This is a genomic window from Amycolatopsis sp. NPDC001319, assembly GCF_042896185.1.
Classification (GTDB): Bacteria; Actinomycetota; Actinomycetes; order Mycobacteriales; family Pseudonocardiaceae; genus Amycolatopsis.
On record NZ_JBIAWY010000009.1, the window covers coordinates 206,506 to 228,002 of the forward strand.

The window sequence follows — 21,497 nt, forward strand, 5'->3', positions numbered from 1 at the left end:
CGATCGAGGAGACAGACGTGCTGATCAGGTTGCCGCTCGATGCCGCCCGGCCCCTCGCGCCCGCGGGAACCGCCGGCTGCTCGCCGAGGGCCAGGAGGAGTGACCACCCCATCCGGTACGTGCCGGAGGGTCTACGCCGCGCCCGGCTCGAAGCACTCGAACAGGTTGCCGTCGCGGTCCTTCAGGTGCACGCGGCGGCCGCCGGCGGCTGGGGCGACCGGGGACACCAGCTCGCCGCCACGGCTGGTGAAGGCGGCGATGGCGGCGTCGAGGTCGTGGACCCGGAGTGTCGCATTGCGACGGTGCGCCGCCAGGACTTCCGGGTCGCCTTCGAACAGCATGAAGGGGCCGACGACCGCGAGCCGGAATTCGGGGAACGACAATTCCCGCACGGGGCTGTCACCGGCGAGCCGCTGGTAGGTCGGCAGGGCGTCGCCGATGTTCTTCACTTCGATCCGGGTGCTCACGGAATCGATGATCTCGCTCATGGAATCGAGCGTAGGCGGATCCGTGCGCCGATGGTGGTTTCATCACCACCAGCCTCACCGCCGGCGAAATCGCCGCGGCTCTGCTTAAGGTCGGGAATCAAGCGGGGAGAGAGGTCGCGAAGATGACGAAGTACGCCGGTGGGGAGAATCGTCAGGCACTCGAAACGATCGCGGACGCGTTCGCCCGCGCCTGGACGGACGGCGAGTGGGACGGCTACCTCGCGCTCTACGCGGACGATTTCGTGTTCGAGTACCCGGCTGAGCCGTCCGCGGGGCGGTGGACGGGTGCGGACGCGGTGGCCCACCGGGACCGGTGGCACCAGCGCTTCAAGGACGTCCGGGTGGTCACGACGGGGGAGGACCTGCGGATGTTCGCCGGGCCGTGAGTCGCGGTGTGCAACCACAGCGAAAGCGTGATCGCGGGGACCCGCCGGAAGAACGTGCTGACAACCGTCCTGCACCGCATCGACGGCAGCGGCCGGATCGTGGAGTACCGCGAGTTCCTCGGTGCCCGGCCGGAATGAGCGCAGCGGCCGCGGAACCGAAGGTCCACCGGGTGGCCGCACCCGCGCCGTCGTGACCCCGGGCCGCGGGCGTGGCCGGTATGGCTGACCACGATGGTCTTCACTGACGCGTCGCTCACCTCCCTTCGGGTGTTGCGGGAGGTGGCCGAGCGAGGCACGTTCACCGCTGCCGCCCACGCGCTGGGCTACACCCCGTCCGCGGTGTCCCGGCAGATCGCGTCGCTGGAGCGCGCGGCGGGACTGCCGTTGCTCGAACGACGCCACGACGGGGTTCGCCTCACGCCCGCCGGCCGGTTCGTGGTGCGTCGTGCGGCCGCGGCGATCGACCAGGTCGACGCCGCCGCGCGGGAACTGGCGGGCCTGCCCGAGGAGCACGGCACGGTGCGGCTGGGCTGGTTCGCGAGCGCCGGCGCGTGGCTCGTTCCGCGCGCGCTGGCCGCGCTGCGCCGGACGGATCCCGCCATCACGGTGATCACCCGCGAGGGTGGCACCCCGGCGTTGGCGCGGGCGTTGCGCGCCGGCACGCTGGACCTGGCCGTGCCGGCCGCGGTGCCGCCGTTTCGCCCGCCGGACAGCGAAACGCCCGCCCTCGACCTTCAGCCGCTCGTCGAACGCAGCCTGAGCGTTGCCGTGCCCAGCACGCATTGCCTGGCCCGCACCGAGTTCATCGACGTGACCGACTTGCGCGGCCAGCGCTGGCTCGCGAACCCGGGTGACGAGCGGGCGATCGGGGTCTGGCCGGGACTGGACGAACGCCCTGCGATCGCGCACACGGCACGGGACTGGCCGGCCAAGCTCCACCTCGTCGCCGCGGGCCTGGGCATCACCACCCATGCCCGCCACCTTCGCGCAGCTGGCGCCGCCCGGGGTGCGGGTGCTTCCGGTCCGGGGCGGTCCGGCCGAACAGCGGCGCATCCTGCCGGCGCGGCTGCCCCAGCGTCCCCCTGAGCCCGTCGCCCGGCTCGCCGCGGCCTTGCGCGCCGCCGCGATCGACGAAGGCTTTCCCGCCTGACGCCGGCCCGTTCCCGGTTCCTCCGCGAGCCATGACAAGACCGCATACCGGGTGTGCCGAACTCTCGTTGGCCTCATGGCTCAACGGCTCCTACGCTCGACCCGTGGAGTGCCGCGGGCCCTCCACAACCCACACGGTGATGTCCTCGCGAGCGCAGGAAGGGAGGTTTCGCATGCCTGAACTGGTCCAGCGCACCGAACTCGGCGCCTTCCTGCGCGCCCGCCGCGAAGCCACCGATCCGGCGTCGGCCGGCTTCGCACCGGGCCCGCGCCGGCGCACACCCGGTCTGCGCCGGGAAGAACTCGCGCAGCTGGCGAGCCTGAGCGTCACTTGGTACACCTGGATCGAGCAGGGCCGGGACATCAGCATCAGTCACCAGGTGGTCGAGAGCCTGGCCCGCGCCCTCCGGCTGTCCCCGTCGGAGCGGGCGCATCTGTTCACCCTGGCCGGGCTGGCCCTTCCGCCCGCTCCGCCGAAACCGCGGTGCGTCGACCCGCTCCTGAGCCGGCTGGTGCGCGAGCTGCACCCGAAGCCCGCCTACGTGGTGAACCCCTGGTGGGACTTGCTCGCCTACAACGACGCGTACGCCGAGCTGCTCGGCGGGCTGGACCAGCGGGCCGAACGGGAACGCAACATCCTGTGGCTGACCTTCGTCGAAGCCCGGGGGCCGGGGCTGTTCGTCGACTGGGCGGCCGAGGCGCGCGCTCTGGCCGGCCGGCTGCGGGTGGCGCTGGCGCGGCATCCGGACGATCCGCGGGGCCGCGAACTGCTCCGCGGCCTGGAAGAAGCGTCCGAAATGTTTCGTGAGCTGTGGGCCGAGCAGAGCGTGAGCGGGTTCTCCCCGGCCCGAAAGGAACTGCGTCACCCGCGTCACGGCCGCGTCGACCTGGACTGCCTCAAACTGATGGACGCGCAGAACGAGCAGCAGTCACTGATCGTTTTCCTGCCTGCCGAAGAAACGGCAGAGATCGCGCCCACAGGGCATTTGGCCGCGTTACCCAGGTAGCGGCGGCACTAGCACAACAGACACCCAAACAACGGGGTGCGGCACGCATTTCTCCCCGGCATTCTGGTGTGCACGGCAAGAAATGACCGGAGGAAGAACATGACGGACCGACCGCGCGTTGCACTCGTCACCGGGGCGACCCAGGGCTTGGGCCTGGCTCTGGTGAAGGGCCTTGCCCAGCGCCTCGGCCCCGACGACGTGGTCTACGCGACTGGACGTGACCGCGGGCGGCTCGACAAGGTCGCCGCCGAGCTCGGTGGTCTCGGCGGTCTCGGCGCGCAGGTGAGGACCGAACTGTTCGACGTGGCGGACCCGCACCGCGCCGAGGAGCTGGCGGCTGCCCTGACCGAGCGGCACGGCGGGGTCGACATCGTCTTCAACAACGCGGTCATGGCCGTCACGCCCGACGACGACGCGCGCGCGATCGTCGGCGACTACACGCAGGTCAACAACTTCGGCACCACGCGCGTGCTGCGGGCGTTCACGCCGCTGTTGCCCGACGGCGGGCGGATGATCGTCGTCGCCAGCTCACTCGGCACCCTGCGGTACCTCGCTCCCGTCCTGCACCGGCAGTTCGACGACCTCGCGACGCTCGACGACGTGGACGCGGCGGTGGCCGCGTGGCGTGACGCGGTGCGGGACGGCAGCGCGTTCGGGGGAGCGTGGCCGGCGTTCGTCAACATCCCCTCCAAGATCGGCCAGGTCACCGCGGTCCGCACCCTCGCCGCACAGCGCCGGGACGGCGACCTGGCGCGCGGGGTGCTCGTCTGCGCCGTGTGCCCGGGGATGATCAACACCCGGATCTCGTCGGTGTGGTGGGACGTCAGCGGCGCGCCGACCCCGGACGAGGCGGCCGTCGCTCTGCTGGAGCTGGCGCAGGGCCCGGTGAATCCCGACCACTACGGCGCTCTGGTGCGCGAGCACCAGGTGCTCCCCTGGCGGTAGGCGAGCTCCCCGCCCCTGCCGCCCGCACGAACTCACGAAGGATCCACCATGGCGAACACCCTCCGGCACGCGATCGCGGCGGCGAAACCGCTTGCGGTGCCGAGTGTCCACGACGGAATTTCCGCGCTGCTCGTCCGCGAACTCGGCTTCCAAGCCGCGTACGTGGGCAGCTACGCGACCGGAGCCACCAACGGCGCGGCCGCGACCCACATCGAGGACCACGTTTTCGGCAAGCACCTCAAAGCGGACCCGGACCTGGAGACCGTGCGGCAGACGGTCGACAAGATCAAGGCCGCGGTCGACGCCCGGTCCGATGCGGACTTCATGGTCATCGGGCGCACCGACGCCTCGAAGCGAGGAGCCGCGTCCGCGGACGGCCCGGCTCAGGCGGTCGAGCGCATGCTGGCCTACCAGGAGGCCGGTGCGGACGGCGTGTTCATCGCCGGACGGCTGGACGAGCAGCACTGGTCGGTGCTGAAGGCCGAGGCCGAGGTGCCGGTGTTCACCGTCGACTTCCCCGGGCACAGCGCCGCGGAAGTGGGCGCGTGGGGCGCGGACGTCGTTCTGTACCGGGCACTCGGCCCGTTCGCCGCGGCCCGCGCCATGCGAACCGCGTTCGAGACGCGGGCCCGCGAAGGTTCCACGACGAGCATCGAACCGGAACTGGGCACCCTGGCCGAGTTCGACCGGTTCCTCGGCATCGAACAGGCCCGCGAGGACGCCCGCGCGTACGGCCTGCTCGACTGAGCGTGCCCTCGTCCTTTCCCCGCTCGGCAACCAGAGGGGCTTCGCGATGCCCGACTCCGTTCATTTTCACGGCGCTCGCGTCATCACCGGTGACGGCCGGACCGTTCTCGAGAACGCCGGCATCGTCGTCGACGACGGCTTGATCACGGCGATCGGCCCGTCACTTCGCGTCCCACCCGACGTGACCCGCGTCGACCTCGCCGGCAAAACGGTCATGCCCACGATCGTCAACCCCCACGGGCACATCGGCTACCTGCGAGACGCCACGGTGTCCAAAGACAACTACTCGCGCGAGAACGTGCTGGATCACCTGCGCCGCCTCGCCTACTACGGAATCAGCGTCTTCCAGTCGCTCGGCACCGACCGTGATGACGTGGAGATCACCCTCCGGGACCAGCAGCGGTCGGGAGAGCTCGACGACCCCGAGCTGCCCCTGCTGTTCACCGCCGGCACCGGTCTCGTGGCACCGACCCCGGGCGAAATCAACGGCGGCCCTTACTTCGCCACGGACGTGGTGCACGAGGTATCCACTGTGGACGAAGCGCGGGCGACGGTCCGGGAGCTCGCGCGCAAACGTCCGGATGCGATCAAGTTCTGGGTCGACGACCGCTGGGGGACGCGCGAGAAGCTCGCTCCGGAGGTGTATTCGGCGATCATCGGCGAAGCCCACCGCCTCGGGTTTCTCGCCATCGCGCACATCTTCGAGCTGGCGGACGCGAAGGGGGTTCTCGAAGCGGGGGTGAACGGCATCGCCCACATGGTCCGCGACCCGGGGCCCGACGCCGAGCTCATCCGCTTGCTGCGAAAGGACACTGTCTTCACCTTCACCTCCATGGGGATCCAGCGCACCGCGTACGACGACAGTGCCTGGCTGGACGAACCGGCGCTGACCGAGACCGTGTCGGCCCGGGCGCGGGCCGAGGTCCGTGCGCGGATCGCCGCGCTCCCGCCCGAGTCCGTCGCCGCGAGCCGGCGCTCCTACACGATTCTCGAGGCGAGCCTGCGGGCCTACGTCGAAGGCGGCGTCCGCGTTCTGCTGTCCGCGGACACGGGAGCACGCACCCAGTTCTTCGGCATTGCCGAGCACCGCGAGATCGAGTCGATGGTGCTGGCCGGGATGGCGCCCCTCCAGGCGATCCGGTCGGCGACCCAGCTGCCGGCCGAGGTCTTGGGCCTGCCCGACCGCGGCACCCTCGACGTCGGCAAGCGCGCGGACCTGCTCGTCCTCGACGCGAATCCGCTGGAGGACATCGCCGCCACCCGCAAGATCTCGGCGGTCTACTTCGCCGGACACCCCGTCGACCGGGAGCGCCTTCGCCGGCAGTGGGCGGCCGAGGCGGGCTGATCACCAGCACCCGCCGAAGAATCCCGAAAGGACTTTCCCCCATGGACATTGTGGACTCCCAGATCCACCTCCACCTCACGATGAACGCCGAAGAGACCCTCGCCGCCATGAACTCCCTGGGCATCCAGGCCGCCGTGATCGACGAGTTCTGGGGCTTCGACGAAACGACCGGGCGCGGTAACCCGGGCATCCTCCTGCCCGAGGCACGTGCCTTCCGCGCCACGGCTCCCGGCGCCGAGCTGGCCGCCCTTCGCCATCCGGAGCGCTTCTCCTACCTCCTGCGCATCCACCACCGCGACCCCGACCTGGCCGCCGGCGTGAAGGCCGTGGCCGACGCCCCGCACGCGCGGGCGGTGCGGATCGTCGCCCGCGCCGACGAGGACGTCAAGGAACTGGGACAAGGCGCGTTCCGCCCGGTCTTCGACGCGGCGGCCGACCACGGCCTGCCGGTCTTCGCCATGACCCCGCGCAACGCGCCGATGCTGCGCCCGTACGCCACGGAACACCCGGACACCACGATCATCCTCGATCACGTCGGCATGCCCGCGAACGAGGACGAGTTCCAGGACGTGCTGCGGCTTTCCGACCTCCCGAACGTCGCCGTCAAGTGGGGGCACGGGCCGGAGCTGTTCCACGCCGGCGAATATCCCTTCGGACCGGCGACGGACAAACTGCTGCAGATCCTGAACGCCTTCGGCCGCGAACGGGTCATGTGGGCGAGCGACTACACCGCGATCACCGGCGACCACCGCTGGGCCGACGAGCTCTTCTCGCTGCGCGAAAGCGACCTCCTCGGCGGCGAGGACAAGGAATGGGTCCTCGGCCGCACCGTGCGCACGGTCCTCGGCTGGCCGCGGCCCGCCGAGCCGTACACCCCGCCGAAGATCCGCCACTGAGGACACCCCTCCGGAGGTGGAACTATTTTGACGGAAAATGGAACGATCCGGGGTATTCGGCCACCCTGATCGGCGTGAGGATGACGCGGTGCGAGACGCCCGCGTGAGGATGCAGAGCGTCGCGTGGATGCCTGGCGCGCAGCGAGAACGGCCGCCGCGCCGATCGCTGAAAATTTTCTCTCTTGTCTTCGTGTGGTGGGAAAGGGAGTGGATTGCTCACAGGGGGCGCGGGTCCGGAGAACTTCGATTCCCGAACGTCCACCTCGGCGCCGGGCCGCTGGCCGGTGACCCTCGTCGGTCGCGATGGTGAGCTCGATCTGCTGCGCCGGTTCGTCGACGGTCCGGCGGTGCCTGGTGCGGCCCTGCTCGTGCTGGGGGAAGCCGGCGTCGGCAAGAGCGCCGTGATCGACGAGTTCGCGGCGAGGGAAGAGGCGCGTGGCACGCGCGTCCTGCGCGCTGCCGGAGTGCAGTTCGAGGCGGAGGTGAGCTACTCCGCGCTCAACCAGCTCCTGCTCCCGCTGGGCGACGACATGGGCGCGCTCAACGGCGCGCACCGCCCGGCCCTGCGGTACGCGCTGGGGTTCGAGCTCGGCCCGGCACCGGATCGGCTGGTGGTGTCGAACGCGGCCTTGCTCTGGCTGAGAGCCGCGGCGGCCGAGGCGACGCTCCTGATCGTCGTCGACGACGTGCACTGGGTGGACCGCGCGAGCGCGGAGGTCCTGAGCTTCGTCGCCCGCCGGCTGGTCGGCTGCCCGATCGTCTTCCTCGCGGCCTGCCGGTCGGCCGAACGCGGGTTCTTCCGGGGAAACGGCCTCGCCGAGCTCACGTTGCCACCGCTGCGGGCGGCGGCGTCTCGCACGCTGCTCGACCGTCACTTCCCGGAGCTGGCTCCCGCGGTCCGGCATCGGTTGCTGACCGAGGCGGCGGGAAATCCGCTGGCGTTGCTGGAGCTGCCGGCGGCCCTCGACCGGGAGCAGCGTGAGGACTTCACCGCGCTGCCCGAGTTCCTGCCGCTGTCCGACGGGCTGCGGAAACTGTTCTCGTCGCGCGTGCGCGAGCTGCCGCAGCGGTGCCGGCTCATGATGCTGCTGTTCACGCTCGGCGGGGCGATCGAAGTCGCGCGGCTGAGGCGGGCCGGCGGTACGGTCTGCGACTTCGACGATCTCGCGCCGGCGGAACAGTCCGGGCTCATGCAGGTGAGCACGGCCGGCCTTCGGTTCCGGCACCCGCTGATCGGCGCGGCGGTGGTCGAAGCGTCGTCGGAACGCGATCGACGCTGGGCCCACGGCGCGCTCGCGAGCGTCGTCGACGTGCCCGAACGCCGCGTGCGGCACCTGGCCGGGTCCGCTCTGGGGCCGGACCCGGGTATCGCCCGCGACCTGGAGGAGTCGGCGAAGACGCTGCTGGGCCAAGGCGACGCGATGAGCGCGGTCGCGGCGCTCACCCGGGCCGCGGATCTCAGCCGCGACCCGGCGGACCGGAGCCGCCGGCTGGCCGAAGCCGCCTACCTCGGTGCCGACGCGCTCGGCGAACTGACCACCGCCGGCCGGTTGCTCGACGACGCCCGGCGGCACGGTTCCCCGGTGACCCGCTCCCTGACCGGGGCGGCTGCGGCGGCGCACCTGCTGATCAACACCGAAGGCGACCTCACGACCGCGCACCGGCTCCTGGCCGGGGCGATCGAGGCGGGTGACCACGGGTTCGACGCCGACGACCCGGCGCTGCTCGAGGCGCTGCTGAACCTCATGGTGATCAGCTGGTACGTCGGAACGGAAGAGGCATGGCAGACGTTCCACGCCTTCGTCCGCCAGGTGAAGCCCGAGCCGCCGCCGCTGCTGCGCGTGAACGCATCGGTCTTCGCCGACCCCGCCCGCGCGTCGGACGCGGACCTCGCCGCGCTCGACACGCTGCTCGGCGCCCCGGACACCGACCAGGACCCGGGCCGGCTCATCCGGATCGGCACGGCCGCGGTGTTCACGGACCGGCTGTCGCACCTGCGGTCGTCGTCCGAACGATCCACGCGATCCCGCGGGACCGGCCGCGCACCGGTCCGTCGCCGCTTGAGCGAGCTCGTGCTCTCGGGGGTCGACGGGTACCTCACGGGCCGCTGGGACGAGGCGTGTTCAGCGGCGGACGAGGGCATCGCGCTCTGCGCTCGGCATGGGCTCAGGGTGCACACCTGGACCTTCCACTGGGTGCGCGCGCTCGTGGCCGCGGGGCGGGGTGAGGTGGCGGCGGCCCGGCAGCTGACCGACGACATGTCGCGGTGGGCCGTGGCGCACCAGGCCGGCGGGATCACGCACCTCGCGGCGCAGGCGCGGGCCTTGGCCGACCTCGCGGCGGGCGACCACGACGCCGCCTACCGGCACGCGGCGCGCGTCAGCCCTGCGGGCGAGCTGGCGCCGTATCGGGGCATCGCCTTGTGGTCGGCGTTCGACCTCGTGGAGGCGAGCCTGGCCCTGGGGCTGACCGCCGAGGCGTGCGCGCACGCCGAGGCGCTGCGCCGGGCCCGGCCGGACCGGCTGTCGCCCGGGCTGGGCCTGGTGGCCGACGGGGTACTGGCCATGACCGCGGCGAACGACGTCGTGCGCCAACGGTTCGAGACCGCGTTGTCCGGCGAGGAGCTCGACCGGTGGCCGTTCGATCTGGCCCGCGTGCGCCTCGCCTACGGGGAACGGCTGAGACGGATGTTCGTCACGAACGCGGCTCGCGAGCAGCTGGCGTTGGCGCGCAACGCGTTCTCCCAGCTGGGCGCGGTCCCGTGGCGTGCGCGGGCGGACGTCGAGCTCCGGGCCACGGACCTGCTGCGGCATTCCTCGCCGGACGTCTCGGCGACGCTGACCCCGCAGGACCGCGAGATCGCCGAGCTGGCGGGTGCGGGGTTGACCAACCGGCAGATCGGCCAGAGGTTGTTCATTTCGCACCGAACGGTGGCCGATCACCTGTACAAGATCTTCCCCAAGCTGGGCATCAATTCTCGGGCCGCGTTGCGGGACGCCCTGACCGCATACGATGCGCGGCAGGGGCGGGACAAGCCAGTCCTGTGACAGTTGTCGCGCGAATCCGGCCGGCCGGCCGTCGGCGGCCGGTTCGTCGTCGTCGGGGCGGCGCGCAGGTCGACGGGTTCATCGGGGAGTTCATCGCGCCGCACCGGTGAAGGCGGGTCGGCGTGAGCGAGGGGCTGAGCTTCTACCAGGCGTGGGTGCTGCAGGCCGAAAAGGTACTGCCGGCCGTGCTCGGCCGGTCCCGGCGCCGTTGACCGCCGCGGTGTCCATTAAGGCCGGATATCGGCGGTTCGAGACCGTCGACGGACCAGTCATTTGACGGTCCCTCGCCCGCCGGGGCGCCGCAAGAGTTGTCGAGAGTCGACGGGCCTGCCCGTCTCGCGTCGAAGGATAGGGAGCACACCATGCCGACGATCACCACCGCCGACGGTGTCGAGATCTTCTACAAGGACTGGGGGACCGGGCAGCCCATCGTGTTCAGCCACGGCTGGCCGCTGTCGTCGGACGACTGGGACACCCAGATGCTGTTCTTCCTGCAGCACGGCTATCGCGTCATCGCCCACGACCGGCGCGGTCACGGCCGCTCGTCGCAGGTCGGCGACGGGCACGACCTGGACCACTACGCGGACGACCTGGCGGCGTTGACCGCCCACCTCGACCTGCGCGACGCGATCCACGTCGGACACTCGACCGGCGGTGGCGAGGTCGTGCGCTACCTCGGCCGGCACGGTGAGTCCCGGGTCGAGAAGGCCGCGATTCTCAACGCCATTCCGCCGCTGATGCTGAAGACGGAAGCCAACCCGGGTGGGCTGCCGAAGAGCGTGTTCGACGATTTGCAGGCGCAGCTGTTCGCGAATCGCTCGGAATTCTACCGCGCGGTCGCTTCGGGCCCGTTCTACGGCTACAACCGGCCCGGTGCCGAACCGTCCGAAGCGATCATCCAGAACTGGTGGCGCCAGGGCATGAACGGTGCCGCGAACGCCCATTACGACGGCATCGTCGCGTTCTCCCAGACCGACCAGACCGAGGACCTGAAGAAGATCACCGTGCCCATCTTCATCGGGCACGGAGACGACGACCAGGTCGTCCCGTACGAGGACGCGGCCCTGCTGTCGGTGAAGCTGGTCAAGAACGGGACGCTGAAGATCTACCCGGGTTACCCGCACGGCATGCCGACCGTCCACGCCGACGTCATCAACGCCGACCTGCTGGAGTTCTTCCAGGCCTGACCGAGGTTCCGGCTCCATCGGTGATTTTCCCGGCTCCCGTGGCCGAGGTGAGGGTGTTCCACCTCGGCCACGGGAGTGGTTCACGACCGTGCGGGCCGTCACTCGTGGTGAACCGCGTTCTTCCGGTACTGGGCGGGCGACAGGCCCACGGTGGCGCGAAACGCTTGCGAGAACGCGGATTCCGAACTGTATCCGACGTCGCCGGCGATGCGGGACATCGAGCGGTCGGAGTTCGTCAGCAGGTCGGCGGCGACCATCATGCGGATCGTGGTGAGCAGGGTGGCGGCGGTGGTACCGGTGCGAGCGGTGAACCGGCGCAGGAAAGTGGAGCGTGACATGGACGCCGTCTCCGCCATCCGTTCGATCGTCCAGGAGTCCCCGGGCCGCTCGACGATTCCCGAGACCACCTTCCCCAGCGCCTCGTCGCCGAGGGCGGTCCACAACGCGGGCGTGTCCAGGCGCTGTTCGGGTCGGCTGCGCAGACCCATGGCCAGCATCGCATCGCACAGCGCCGACACCACGGCGGCGCTCCCCGGGCCGGCGAAACGGGCTTCGTCGCGCAGAAGATCGGCAAGTGTCGTCGCTGCGGTGTCCGGCGTGACGTGCACCAGCGCCGGGAGCAGACGGAACAGCAACTCGCCCGCCGCGGTGTCGAAATGGTAATGCCCGCAGAACAGGTCCAGATCCGGCTTCACGCCGACCGTCCGCCGGGTCGTGAACATCGGCCCCGACTCGTCGCTGAACCGGAACTTGCGTCCCGACGGTGCCGTGACCTGGTGGGCCTCGCCGCGCGAGACCAGGAGCAGGTCGCCGGTCGACAGGGTGACGGTGGCCGAATCCGTGGTCACCGCGCAGCGTCCGTCCAGCACGAGGTAGAACGGCACTTGCCCCGGCTCGGCGGCCTCGTGGTCCACCATGAACTGCCCCGCCATCAGGCAGCGGAGGTCGACGCTGCCGTGCAGGTGCGCGAGCCGGATGAGCCGGCTCAGGGCGTCCGTCATCCGGCTGTGGTGGAACGTGAGCCCGTCATCCATTGTCCGCTCCGGTGCTTCGGGTGGCCGCGAAGCCAACCTACAACGCGATCCACGGCCCGTGACGGTGCCGCGCGCCGAGATCGTGCAGCGGTGACGATCGCAAATCGACGGTATGGTCAGCGCGCCCACCACGGCGACGGTGCTCCGCGGATCGTGAGGTGCGCGGCTTGAACCGCGCTGGAATCGGACTGCGCCGGCCGGACGGGTTGACCCGCAGCGGCACGCGATGGAAGCCGCCCACGAAGCGTCCCCTTTGGACGAACGCCGCTGGAGCTACGAGCACGCCTTCGGCCTGTTGCGACGCGACCACCTCGACAGCTTCAAGCGGCTCGGCGTGATCATCGCGGCCAACCCGCTGCTGTCCTAGTCCTCGCTCCCCGCTCCCCGCCGACGGGCGAGGGCGCACTCGAGCGCATCCGCGGCAGCGAGCACTAACCTGGGCCTAAGCCGACGAAAGGGCCAGGCTCGGTGAGCAACGAAGCGCACTTCGCAACAGACCTCTACCACGGCACCGCCGAGTACTACGACCGCTACCGGCTGCCGTATCCGGCTTCCCTGCTCGCCCATCTGGTGGCCAACACCCATCTCTCCGGGCACGGACGCCTGCTGGATCTGGCCTGCGGGACCGGCCAGCTCGCCTTCCCGCTCAGCCCGCACTTCGCGGAAGTATGGGCCGTGGACCAGGAACGGGACATGATCGAGATCGTTCGCGTCAAGGCGGCTGACCGGGGCGTGCGGGATCTTCGGCCCATCGTCGCCGGCGCCGAGACGCTCACCGCACAGCCGGACTCCTTCGAGCTGGCCGTCGTCGGCAACGCCTTCCGCCGGCTGGAGCGCGAAATCGTCGCCCGCCGGATACTCCACTGGCTCGTTCCCGGCGGGTACCTCGCGTTGTGCTGGTCTTCCGCGCCCTGGGCGGGCGGGGAAGACTGGCAGCGATCACTCGCGGCCACCCTGGCACGATGGCAGCGGGAGCTCGGTGCCGAGCACAGGATTCCCGAAGGCGCGGACCGAGCGCACCGACCCGATCCGGAAGTGCTGTCCGCAGCCGGGTTCGAGGTCTGCGGCCGCGCGGAATTCACGGCCGGACACCACTGGAGCCTGGCCGAACTCTCCGGCCACATCCGCTCCACCTCGTTCCTCCCGCCCGCGGTCATCGGCGACCGGGCCGCCGCGTTCGATGCCGACCTCGCGGCCACCCTCAGCCCACACGACGACGGCGGTGTGTTCACCGAGACCGTGAGCTTCGCCTACGACCTCGGCCGCAAGCCCGGCTGAGTCCGGCATCGTTCACAGCCAGCCGGGCAGTGCGGGCCACTCGGGATGGGGCACGCGCCCACTGAGCCAGCCGACGAGGTCGGCCGCCGGTGCGTCGACTCGGCGCGCCCGGGGCGGTGCGCCGAGGGACCACGTCGTGGGCCGATCGGTGGGGGCGAGCGTGACGGAAGGGCAACCGTCCTTTCGGGACAGTGCGGCGGTGACGTCGTCGAGCAGGAGGTCGACGACGCCGACGGGCAGGTCGGTGACGGCCGCGCCGGTGCCGAGGTCGACGGGGTGCAGCCAGACTTCCCGGATGCGGATCCACGGGATCTCGGCGGCAGGGATGTCACGGCCGAGGGCGCTGCGCACCCGCGCTTGCCACCCTTCCGGGGTGAGCGCCCCGAGTGCCGAAGCAAGAGTGTCCGAAGTGGACTCCAGCTCCGCGCGCAGGGTGGCGGGTGCCCGGCGAGCCGATTCCTCGATTTCGGCGGCTCGCCGGGCGGGGTCGGGGTACATCGGGGTTTCGACGCCGGTGCGGGCCCAGGTCGCCAGGCGGGTGAGGGCTTCGGCGTTGCGGGCGACGTGGCCGAGGACGTGGGCGCGGGTCCAGCCGGGGAGCCGGCTGGCGCCGCGGAGGGCGTCGTCGTCGAGGCCGGCGGCGGTGCGCAGCAGGTGGGCGGTGCCTTCGTGCAGCCAGGGCAGTGTCGCCGCCAGGTCGTGCCGGCCGGTCACGCCGGGGTTCCCTGGCCGAGGCGCTGGGCGATGTCCGCGCGCAGCGCTTTCTTGTCGATCTTGCCGACCTTGGTGGCGGTGAGCTCGTCGACGAGGACGAGGTGCTCGGGCAGCTTGAACCGGGCGACGCCGATGTCCTCCATCGCCGAGCGGATCTGCTCGAGGGTCACGCTCGTGCCGGGTTTGGCCACGACGTAGAGGCACACGCGTTCGCCGAGTACCTCGTCGGGCATGGCGACAGCGGCGACCTGGCGCACGGCGGGCAGCTGGTAGACGAGGTTCTCGACTTCTTCGGCGGAGATCTTCTCCCCGCCGCGGTTGATCATGTCCTTGTCCCGGCCCTCGACGATCAGGGAACCGTCGGCGGTCATGCGGCAGATGTCGCCGGAGCGGTACCAGCCGTCGGCGGTGAACGCGCGGGCGTTCTGCTCGGCGGCCCGGTAGTAGCCGCGCGGGGTGTAGGGGCCGCGGGTGAGCAGCGAGCCGGGTTCCCCGGGTGCCACGTCGGCGTCGAGCTCGTCGACCAGGCGGACCTCGTCGGCGGGGGACAGGGGCCGGCCCTGGGTGGTGCAGATGACCTCGGCGCTGTCGTCGACGCGGGTGTAGTTGAGCAGGCCCTCGGCCATGCCGAACACCTGCTGCAGGGTCGCGCCGAGGGCGGGCGTGATCCGGCGGGCCAGGTTGTCGGCCAGCCGCGCCCCGCCGACCTGCAGCACGCGCAGGCTCGCCAGCTCGCGGGCGCCGTGCTCCGTGGCGTGTTCGAGCCAGCGGGCGGCCACGGCGGGCACGACCGCGGTGTGCGTGACGCCTTCGGCGGCGATGGTGGCGAAGGCCCGCACCGGTTCGGGCGAGGGCAGCATGACCACGCGCCCGCCGGCGAGGAGCGCGCCGAGGATCCCGGGACAGGCCAACGGGAAGTTGTGCCCCGCGGGCAGGCTGACGAGGTAGCCGGTGTCCGGGCCGAACCCGGTGAGCTCGGCCGAGGCGCGCGCGTTGTAGGCGTAGTCGTCGTGCGTCCGGGCGATCAGCTTCGGCAGCCCCGTGGTTCCGCCGGAGAGCAGGAACACGGCGACGTCCCGGCTGTCCGGGCACAGCGGGTCGAGCCGCGCCCGGTCGGCGGCGGGATCGACGGCAGGGCCGCAAAGCGCACGAAGGTCGACGCTGCCGGGCGTGATCTCGTCGCCCGCGACCAGGACGTGCCAGGCTTCGCCGGTCACGTCCTCCACGGCCGGGGCGAGTTCGTGCGCGAGCGCCTGGTGGTCGAACTCGCGCAGCCGGTCGGGCGCGGCGATGGCGGTGGCTTCGGCGTGGCGGGCGAGGTAGGCGAGCTCGGTGCGCCGGTGCGCGGTCAGCGCCATCACCGGCACGATCCCGGCGCGCAGGCAGGCGAGCGTGAGCACCACGAACTCCCAGCCGTTGCCCAGCTGCACGATCATCCGGTGGCCCGGCGCCAGGCCGAGGTCGAGCAGCCGGACGGCCGCCGCGGCGGCGCGCTCGTCGAGTTGCGCGTGGGTGAGGCGGGTGCCGTCGGCCGCGTCGATCAGCGCGGGAGCGTCCGGGGCTCGCCCGGCGGCCTCGCGCAGGAGCTCGCCGAGCGGGACCCCGGCCCAGTACCCGGCCGCGACGTACCGGTCGGCGTCGGCGGCGGGCCAGGGCACGGTGTGGTCACTGATCGGGCTGGGCATCGCCGGCCTCCTTGCCGATGAGCACGGCGTCCAGCGCGACGAGGCCGTCGCGGGTCAGCCGCAGGGGGTTGATCTCGAGTTCGTCGATCCCGGGGTTGGCGACGAGGACCGCGCCCACGGCCGCGACCACCTGTCCCAGATCGGCCGGGTCGACGGCGGGACCGCCGCGCCAGCCGTGCAGCAGAGCGCGCCCGGCCAGTTCGTCGGCCATGCCGGCGGCCTCGTCCGGGGACAGCGGCGCGAGCCGCACGGCGACGTCGGCCAGCGCCTCGGCGGTGGTCCCGCCGAGGCCGAGCACGGCGACCGGGCCGAACACCGGGTCGCGCCGCACTCCGAGCACGAGGTCCACCCCGGACGGTGCCATCGCTTCGACGAGGTAGCGACGGGCGCCGGCGGCGTCGAGCGCGTCGAGCGCGACCTCCAGCTCCTCGGGCGTTTTCACGCCGAGGTGGACCCCGCCGATCTCGGTCTTGTGCAGGACCGCGGCGTCGAGGATCTTCACCGCGACCGCGCCACCGAGCTCGTCGAGCGCCGCGCGCGCTTCCGCCCGGCTCGCGCAGGCGCGCCGCGGCATCGTGGTGATGCCCAGCGCGTCGAGCAGGTTCTTGGCCTGGTGCTCGTCGTGGGCGCCGGCGACGCCGGTGGGCACCTCGCGGTCGAGGACGCCGGTGGCCGGACGCGCCTGGGCGCGGGCGTCGGCGAGCAGCGCGCTGGTGGCGGCCGCGACACCGCGGGCGTCGGTCGCCACCGCGACCCCGCCGTCCAGCAGGGCCCGCCGGTCCGCGGTCACCGCGTCGCCGGCGCCCCCGACCCCGAGGACCATCGGCACACCGGGACGACGTCCCTGCTTGACCGCGGCGACGAGGTCGACCGCGTCGGGTTCGTGCAGCGCGTAGCCCGCGATCACGTCGACGTCGGGATCGCCGCTCACGGTCGCGAGGATGTCGCCCAGCTCCGGGCCGGGGCGGCCGGTGTCGACGGGATTGCGCTGGAATGTCAACGGGGGCAGCAGTTCGCTCAGCCGCTGCTGGGTCGCGGGCGCCAGTTCGGGGATGCGGGCGCCGCGTCCGCGCAGGTCGTCGAGCAGCAGCAGGCCCGGGCCGGCCTGGGCGGTGACCACGCCGACGCCGGGGTCCGCGGCGGGGCGGGCCCGGACGACCGACAGCGCGCCGACGGCGTCGACGAGCTCCCGTTCGTCGTCGACGAGCACGGCACCGGCCTGCGCGAGCGCGGCGCGGGTGGTCCGCCAGGACGTGGCGAGCGCGCCGGTGTGCGAGGCGGCGAAGGCGCCGATGTCGTTGCGCCCCACCACCAGCGCCACCACCGGACGCCGCGGCGTCACCCGCCGGACGGCGTCGACCAGCCGGGGCCCGTCGGCGACCGACTCGACGTGCAGGGCGATCGCGCCGGTGTGCTCGTCGTCGGCGAGGTGCTCCAGCACGTCGGGGGCGCTCACGTCCACGCCGTTGCCGAGGCCGACGGCGAGGCTGACGCCGTGGCCGGCTTCGGTCAGCAGGAACGACACGGCGTGGTTGACCCCGCCGCTGGCGGCGACCACGGCCACCCGGCCGGGCCGCACGCCCGCGACGCCCGGCACGAAGCTCGCCGTCACGCCCGCGTGCGGCGCGAGGAAACCACTGGTGTTGGGACCCAGCACCCGGATGCCGGTTTCGGCCACGATCTTCGCGATCCGCTGCTGGTACTCGATTCCCGGCCCGCCGGCCTCGGCGAACCCGCCACCGCACACGACCGCCGCGCGGACACCCGCTTCCGCGGCGTCGGCGACCACGTCGGCGCAGGCCGCCGCGGGAACGCAGATCATCACGAGGTCGACCGGGCCGGCGTCGGCCGCGGCGCGGACCGTCGGGTGCATCGTCTCGTCGCGGCTGTTGACCAGCGCGAGGTGCCCGCCGCGGGCCGCGAACGGAGCCAGCGACCGCGCCAGCGTCGCGCCGAGCTTGCCGGGCGACCGCGACGCCCCCACGACGGCGATGCCGCGCGGCGCGAACAGCGGGCTCAGCCCGGGTCCGGGGCCGCTCACGCGACACCACCGACCAGGTCGGCGCGGCCGGACAGCACTGTGGTGAGCGCCTGATCGCGGTCGAGCCCGGGATCGACCAGCAGCGCCGGGATCCCTTCGACCATGCGGGCCCGCTCGCACACGAGCAGCCGCGTCAGCGCCGTCCCGCCGTGGACCGCGACCAGCGCCGCGCCCGCCAGGCTGGTCAGGGAGTCGTACGCCGCGGGCAGGCCGGCTTCGCGGTCGGGCGCGGCGAGGACCGCGCCCCACGGGCCGGACCGCGGCGTGGCCGACAGCGGCAGGCCGGCGGCGCGAACCGGTGTGCCGTCCGCCGCGAGCTCGACCTCGACCAGCCGGCCCGGCACCGACCAGTCGCCGGCCGAGAACGGTGTGTCGAGGGGTTCGGCGCCGTGCTCGCGTTCCCAGCCGCGGTGCGTGGCGGCGACGAAGTCCGGGGCGCGCCGCGCGAGGCGCGCGTCGGTGATGCTGCGGGAGAGGAAGTGGTACGCGAACTGCCACGGCTCGAACACGTCGTAGTACTGGCCGAAGTGCTCCCACCAGGACAGGCTCGGGCGCGCGGAGTCCTGGATCCGGCGCACCGACGGCTGCGCGGCTTCCTCGTAGCCGGCAAGCGCGGCGGCCAGGTCGTCCGGGTGCTCGGCCAGCGCGCCCGCGAGCGCCATCGCGTCCTCCATGGCCATCTTCGTGCCGGAGCCCACGGAGAAGTGCGCGGTGTGCACGGCGTCGCCCAGCAGGACCACGGGGCGCGGGGTGAGCGTGTGCCACCGGCGGGTGCGGCGGGTGCGGAAGCTGCCCCAGCGGGAGTTGTTGGTGAGCAGCCGGTGCCCGTCGATCTGGTCGGCGAACAGCTTTTCGAGGTAGTTCTTCGACACCAGGTCGCTCACGCCCGGCGGCTGTGCCGGGTCGAACTCGTCGAGGCCGGCGCGCCGCCAGGACGGTTCGTCGGTTTCGACGATGAACGTCGAGACCTCGTCGGAGATCGGGTAGCCATGCACCGCGAAAACGCCGTCTTCGCTGCGTTCGTGCACGAAGGTCAGCCCGTCGAACAGGTAGTCGGTGCCGAACCAGATGAACTTCGCCGTCGCGGTCTCCACGTCGGTGTCCAGGTCGCCGTAGCCCTGGCGGTCGAGCTGCTCGCGGATGCGCGAGCCGGTGCCGTCGGCCGCGACGACCAGGTCGTAGCCGGTGAGATCCTCCAGCGCGACCTCGGTGGAGAAGCGCAGGTCCGCACCCGCGTCCCGGGCTCGGGCCTGCATCAGCGCCAGCAGCGTCTTGCGGACGATCGAGGCCATTCCGTTGCCGCCGCAGCGGATCCGTTCGCCCTTGAGCCGCACTTCGATCTCGTCCCAGTGCCGGCCGTGTTCGGCCAGCGCCTCACGCAGCACCGGGTCGGCCTCGTGGATCCCGGCCAGCGTCCGGTCGGAGAACACCACGCCGAACCCGAACGTGTCGTCGGCCCGGTTGCGCTCGAACACGGTGACCTCGACCGACGGGTCGGCCCGCCGGATCAGCGTGGCGAAGAACAGCCCACCGGGGCCGCCTCCCGCGACGGCGACGCGCATCAGGCCTCCTTGACCGTGGTGTTGCGCAGCTCGCCGATGCCCTCGACGCGCGTCACCAGCTCGGCGCCTTCGCCGAGGTAGCGCGGTGGTTTGCGGGCGTGGCCCACACCGCCGGGCGTGCCGGTGGCGATGAGGTCGCCGGGCACGAGGGTGATGAGCTGCGAGAGGTAGGCGACGAGGTCGGCGGGGCTGAACACCAGATCGCCGGTGTCGGCTTTCTGCATGACGTCTCCGTCGACGACGCAGGTGATCTCACCGGGCTGGGCGTCGGTCACCAGCCACGGCCCGACGGGCGTGCTGCGTTCGAAGGTCTTGCCCTGCAACCATTCCACCGACCGGTACTGGAAGTCGCGGGCGGTCACGTCGTTGACGACGGTGTAGCCGGCGATCGCGGCCGCCGCCTGCTCGGGCGTGGCGTGGCGGACCTCGGCGCCGATGACGACGCCGAGCTCGGCTTCCCAGTCGACCTCGGTGGAGCCCGCAGGCAGGACCACCGGGTCGTGGGCGCCCACGAGCGCGCGGGAGAACTTCGCGAACAGCGTCGGGTACTCGGGCAGCTCGCGGCCCATCTCGAGGATGTGGGTGCGGTAGTTCAGCCCGACGCAGAAGATCTTCTCCGGCCGGGGGATCAGCGGTGCGTAGTCGAGCGTCGCCAGGTCGTGCCGCGGCCCGTTCGCCTGCTCGGCGGCCGTTTTCCACCCGGGCCGGGCGAGGAACTCGCCAAGGTCGGGTGCGCCGAGCTCGACGGCGGCGTCGTCGTCGACCCGGACGGCCGTGGTGCCGCTCGGGGTGCGGATGGTCGCGAGCTTCACGCGGAATCCTCCTCACGGGCGGTGCGGGAGAGGCCGAGGGCCTCGAACACGGGGTCGTCGGAGAACCGGAACGCGTCGAGTCCCGATTCGGTGCGGAAGGACAGCGGCACCCACGACGGGACGGCGAACAGATCGCCCTTGCCGACGGGGTAGGTCTCGGCGCCGACGCGGACCTCACCCGACCCGTCGAACACCTGCCACACGGCCGATCCCGCCGTGCGGACCGCCGCGGTCGAAGCGCCCGGGCGCAGGCGGTGCATTTCGCAGCGCATGGTCGACAGGCAGTCGCCGGCGGTGGCGGGGTTGGTGAAGCGGACCACCGCGTGACCGGGCTCGACGACACCGGGGTGGCCCTCGTCCTCAAGTTCCAGCTGGGCGCGCAGGGCCGCGTCGGTGTGCTCCCAGCGGTAGGCCATCAGGGGAGACGCCTTGGGGGTGGGTGCGCCGACGGGCGTGAGGCCGGGGTGGGCCCAGAGGCGCTCGTTGCGGGAGACGGCCGGGGTTTCCTTGGTGGACAGCACATCGGGGCCGAACTCGAAGAAGCCGGCGTCGAGGTAGCGGACCAGCGGGATGTCGAGCCCGTCGATCCACGCCATGGGCTTGTCGGTGGTGTTGTGGTGCTCGTGGAAGTGCATGCCCGGGGTGAGCAGCAGATCGCCGCGGCGCATCGCGACCGCGTCACCCTCCACATTGGTCCACACGCCCTCGCCCTCGACCACGAACCGAAACGCGGTCTGGGTGTGCCGGTGGGCGGGCGCCTCTTCGCGCGGGCCGAGGTACTGGATCGCGGCCCACAACGTCGGTGTCGCGTACGGCGTGCCGGGCAGGCCCGGGTTGCGCAGCGCGATCGCCCGGCGCTCACCGCCGCGGCCCACGGGGACCAGCTCGCCCGCGCGCTCGGCCAGCGGCAGCAGCGTCGACCACCGCCACAGCGCCGGCACGGCGTCCGGGCGCGGGCTGGTCGGCATCAAGCCGCCGATCTGTGTCCACAGTGGAGTCATGTGCGCCGCGTCGAAGGCCGCGTACAGCTCGTCGAGCTGGGCCTTCTCCTCCGCGGTGAGCTCGGGCGTCGAGGTCATGCCGGCGTCTCCTCCTTCGTGACGGGGTCGTCGCGGTGGCGTCGCCGTGGTCGCCGAGGGACCGGCCGATGCCGCGACGAGTGCTCCACGTCGAT

At 72.0% G+C, this 21,497-nt stretch carries 19 protein-coding genes; 11 read left to right on the forward strand and 8 right to left on the reverse strand.

Features of this window, described 5'->3' with window-relative positions; genetic code table 11:
- Nucleotides 1-131 precede the first annotated feature (131 nt).
- Complete coding sequence (locus ACFY1H_RS32000) at nucleotides 132-488, reverse strand: VOC family protein (protein WP_386952579.1); 357 nt, start codon at nucleotides 486-488, stop codon at nucleotides 132-134.
- A gap of 122 nt (nucleotides 489-610) precedes the next feature.
- On the opposite strand from ACFY1H_RS32000, the gene ACFY1H_RS32005 reads away from it, so the two are divergent.
- The 9 genes from ACFY1H_RS32005 (at nucleotide 611) to ACFY1H_RS32045 (ending at nucleotide 11,197) form a co-directional block, all read left to right on the forward strand.
- A complete protein-coding gene (locus ACFY1H_RS32005) occupies nucleotides 611-874 on the forward strand; it encodes a nuclear transport factor 2 family protein (RefSeq protein ID WP_386952582.1) in 264 nt (87 codons plus the stop codon).
- Between the two features lie 231 nt (nucleotides 875-1,105).
- Nucleotides 1,106-1,960, forward strand: coding sequence for a LysR family transcriptional regulator (locus tag ACFY1H_RS32010; protein WP_386952585.1), 855 nt, complete (start codon nucleotides 1,106-1,108; stop codon nucleotides 1,958-1,960).
- A 203-nt stretch (nucleotides 1,961-2,163) separates the two neighbouring features.
- Nucleotides 2,164-3,030, forward strand: coding sequence for a helix-turn-helix transcriptional regulator (locus ACFY1H_RS32015; protein ID WP_386952588.1), 867 nt, complete (start codon nucleotides 2,164-2,166; stop codon nucleotides 3,028-3,030).
- Between the two features lie 99 nt (nucleotides 3,031-3,129).
- Nucleotides 3,130-3,975 (forward strand): SDR family NAD(P)-dependent oxidoreductase, encoded by an 846-nt coding sequence (locus ACFY1H_RS32020; RefSeq protein ID WP_386952591.1) that lies wholly within the window; start codon nucleotides 3,130-3,132, stop codon nucleotides 3,973-3,975.
- A gap of 48 nt (nucleotides 3,976-4,023) precedes the next feature.
- On the forward strand, nucleotides 4,024-4,722 hold the full coding sequence (locus ACFY1H_RS32025; RefSeq protein ID WP_386952594.1) for an isocitrate lyase/phosphoenolpyruvate mutase family protein: 699 nt from the start codon (nucleotides 4,024-4,026) through the stop codon (nucleotides 4,720-4,722).
- 46 nt (nucleotides 4,723-4,768) lie between these two features.
- Nucleotides 4,769-6,067 (forward strand): amidohydrolase family protein, encoded by a 1,299-nt coding sequence (locus ACFY1H_RS32030; protein ID WP_386952597.1) that lies wholly within the window; start codon nucleotides 4,769-4,771, stop codon nucleotides 6,065-6,067.
- A gap of 41 nt (nucleotides 6,068-6,108) precedes the next feature.
- Nucleotides 6,109-6,963 carry an amidohydrolase family protein gene (locus ACFY1H_RS32035; protein WP_386952600.1) on the forward strand — a complete coding sequence of 285 codons (855 nt, stop codon included), beginning with the start codon at nucleotides 6,109-6,111 and terminating at the stop codon, nucleotides 6,961-6,963.
- Nucleotides 6,964-7,247: 284 nt separating this feature from the next.
- Entirely contained in the window at nucleotides 7,248-10,010 is a 2,763-nt protein-coding gene (locus ACFY1H_RS32040) for an AAA family ATPase (RefSeq protein ID WP_386952603.1), read from the forward strand.
- A 362-nt stretch (nucleotides 10,011-10,372) separates the two neighbouring features.
- On the forward strand, nucleotides 10,373-11,197 hold the full coding sequence (locus ACFY1H_RS32045; protein ID WP_386952606.1) for an alpha/beta fold hydrolase: 825 nt from the start codon (nucleotides 10,373-10,375) through the stop codon (nucleotides 11,195-11,197).
- Nucleotides 11,198-11,295: 98 nt separating this feature from the next.
- Here ACFY1H_RS32045 and ACFY1H_RS32050 read toward each other — a convergent pair whose 3' ends face one another.
- Nucleotides 11,296-12,360 (reverse strand): cupin domain-containing protein, encoded by a 1,065-nt coding sequence (locus ACFY1H_RS32050; protein WP_386952609.1) that lies wholly within the window; start codon nucleotides 12,358-12,360, stop codon nucleotides 11,296-11,298.
- A 97-nt stretch (nucleotides 12,361-12,457) separates the two neighbouring features.
- Here ACFY1H_RS32050 and ACFY1H_RS32055 point away from each other — a divergent pair, with 97 nt between their 5' ends.
- Nucleotides 12,458-12,598, forward strand: coding sequence for a hypothetical protein (locus tag ACFY1H_RS32055; protein WP_386952612.1), 141 nt, complete (start codon nucleotides 12,458-12,460; stop codon nucleotides 12,596-12,598).
- A gap of 101 nt (nucleotides 12,599-12,699) precedes the next feature.
- Nucleotides 12,700-13,509, forward strand: a complete 810-nt coding sequence (locus ACFY1H_RS32060; protein WP_386952615.1) for a class I SAM-dependent methyltransferase — start codon at nucleotides 12,700-12,702, stop codon at nucleotides 13,507-13,509.
- Nucleotides 13,510-13,521: 12 nt separating this feature from the next.
- Here ACFY1H_RS32060 and ACFY1H_RS32065 read toward each other — a convergent pair whose 3' ends face one another.
- Genes ACFY1H_RS32065 through ACFY1H_RS32090 form a run of 6 tightly spaced genes read right to left on the reverse strand, consistent with a single transcriptional unit; the run spans nucleotide 13,522 to nucleotide 21,402 of the window.
- Entirely contained in the window at nucleotides 13,522-14,223 is a 702-nt protein-coding gene (locus tag ACFY1H_RS32065; protein WP_386952618.1) for a maleylpyruvate isomerase family mycothiol-dependent enzyme, read from the reverse strand.
- On the reverse strand, nucleotides 14,220-15,908 hold the full coding sequence (locus ACFY1H_RS32070) for a (2,3-dihydroxybenzoyl)adenylate synthase (RefSeq protein ID WP_386952620.1): 1,689 nt from the start codon (nucleotides 15,906-15,908) through the stop codon (nucleotides 14,220-14,222). The genes ACFY1H_RS32065 and ACFY1H_RS32070 overlap by 4 nt, the downstream gene beginning before the upstream one ends.
- The gene (locus ACFY1H_RS32075; RefSeq protein WP_386952622.1) at nucleotides 15,889-17,949 is read right to left on the reverse strand and encodes an acetate--CoA ligase family protein; all 2,061 of its coding nucleotides are present in this window, start codon (nucleotides 17,947-17,949) and stop codon (nucleotides 15,889-15,891) included. Before ACFY1H_RS32075 ends, ACFY1H_RS32070 begins: the two co-directional genes overlap by 20 nt.
- Nucleotides 17,946-19,511 carry an FAD-dependent monooxygenase gene (locus tag ACFY1H_RS32080; RefSeq protein WP_386952625.1) on the reverse strand — a complete coding sequence of 522 codons (1,566 nt, stop codon included), beginning with the start codon at nucleotides 19,509-19,511 and terminating at the stop codon, nucleotides 17,946-17,948. The genes ACFY1H_RS32075 and ACFY1H_RS32080 overlap by 4 nt, the downstream gene beginning before the upstream one ends.
- Nucleotides 19,511-20,323, reverse strand: coding sequence for a fumarylacetoacetate hydrolase family protein (locus tag ACFY1H_RS32085; RefSeq protein ID WP_386952628.1), 813 nt, complete (start codon nucleotides 20,321-20,323; stop codon nucleotides 19,511-19,513). Before ACFY1H_RS32085 ends, ACFY1H_RS32080 begins: the two co-directional genes overlap by 1 nt.
- The gene (locus ACFY1H_RS32090; RefSeq protein WP_386952631.1) at nucleotides 20,320-21,402 is read right to left on the reverse strand and encodes a cupin domain-containing protein; all 1,083 of its coding nucleotides are present in this window, start codon (nucleotides 21,400-21,402) and stop codon (nucleotides 20,320-20,322) included. The genes ACFY1H_RS32085 and ACFY1H_RS32090 overlap by 4 nt, the downstream gene beginning before the upstream one ends.
- Between the last annotated feature and the right edge of the window lie 95 nt (nucleotides 21,403-21,497).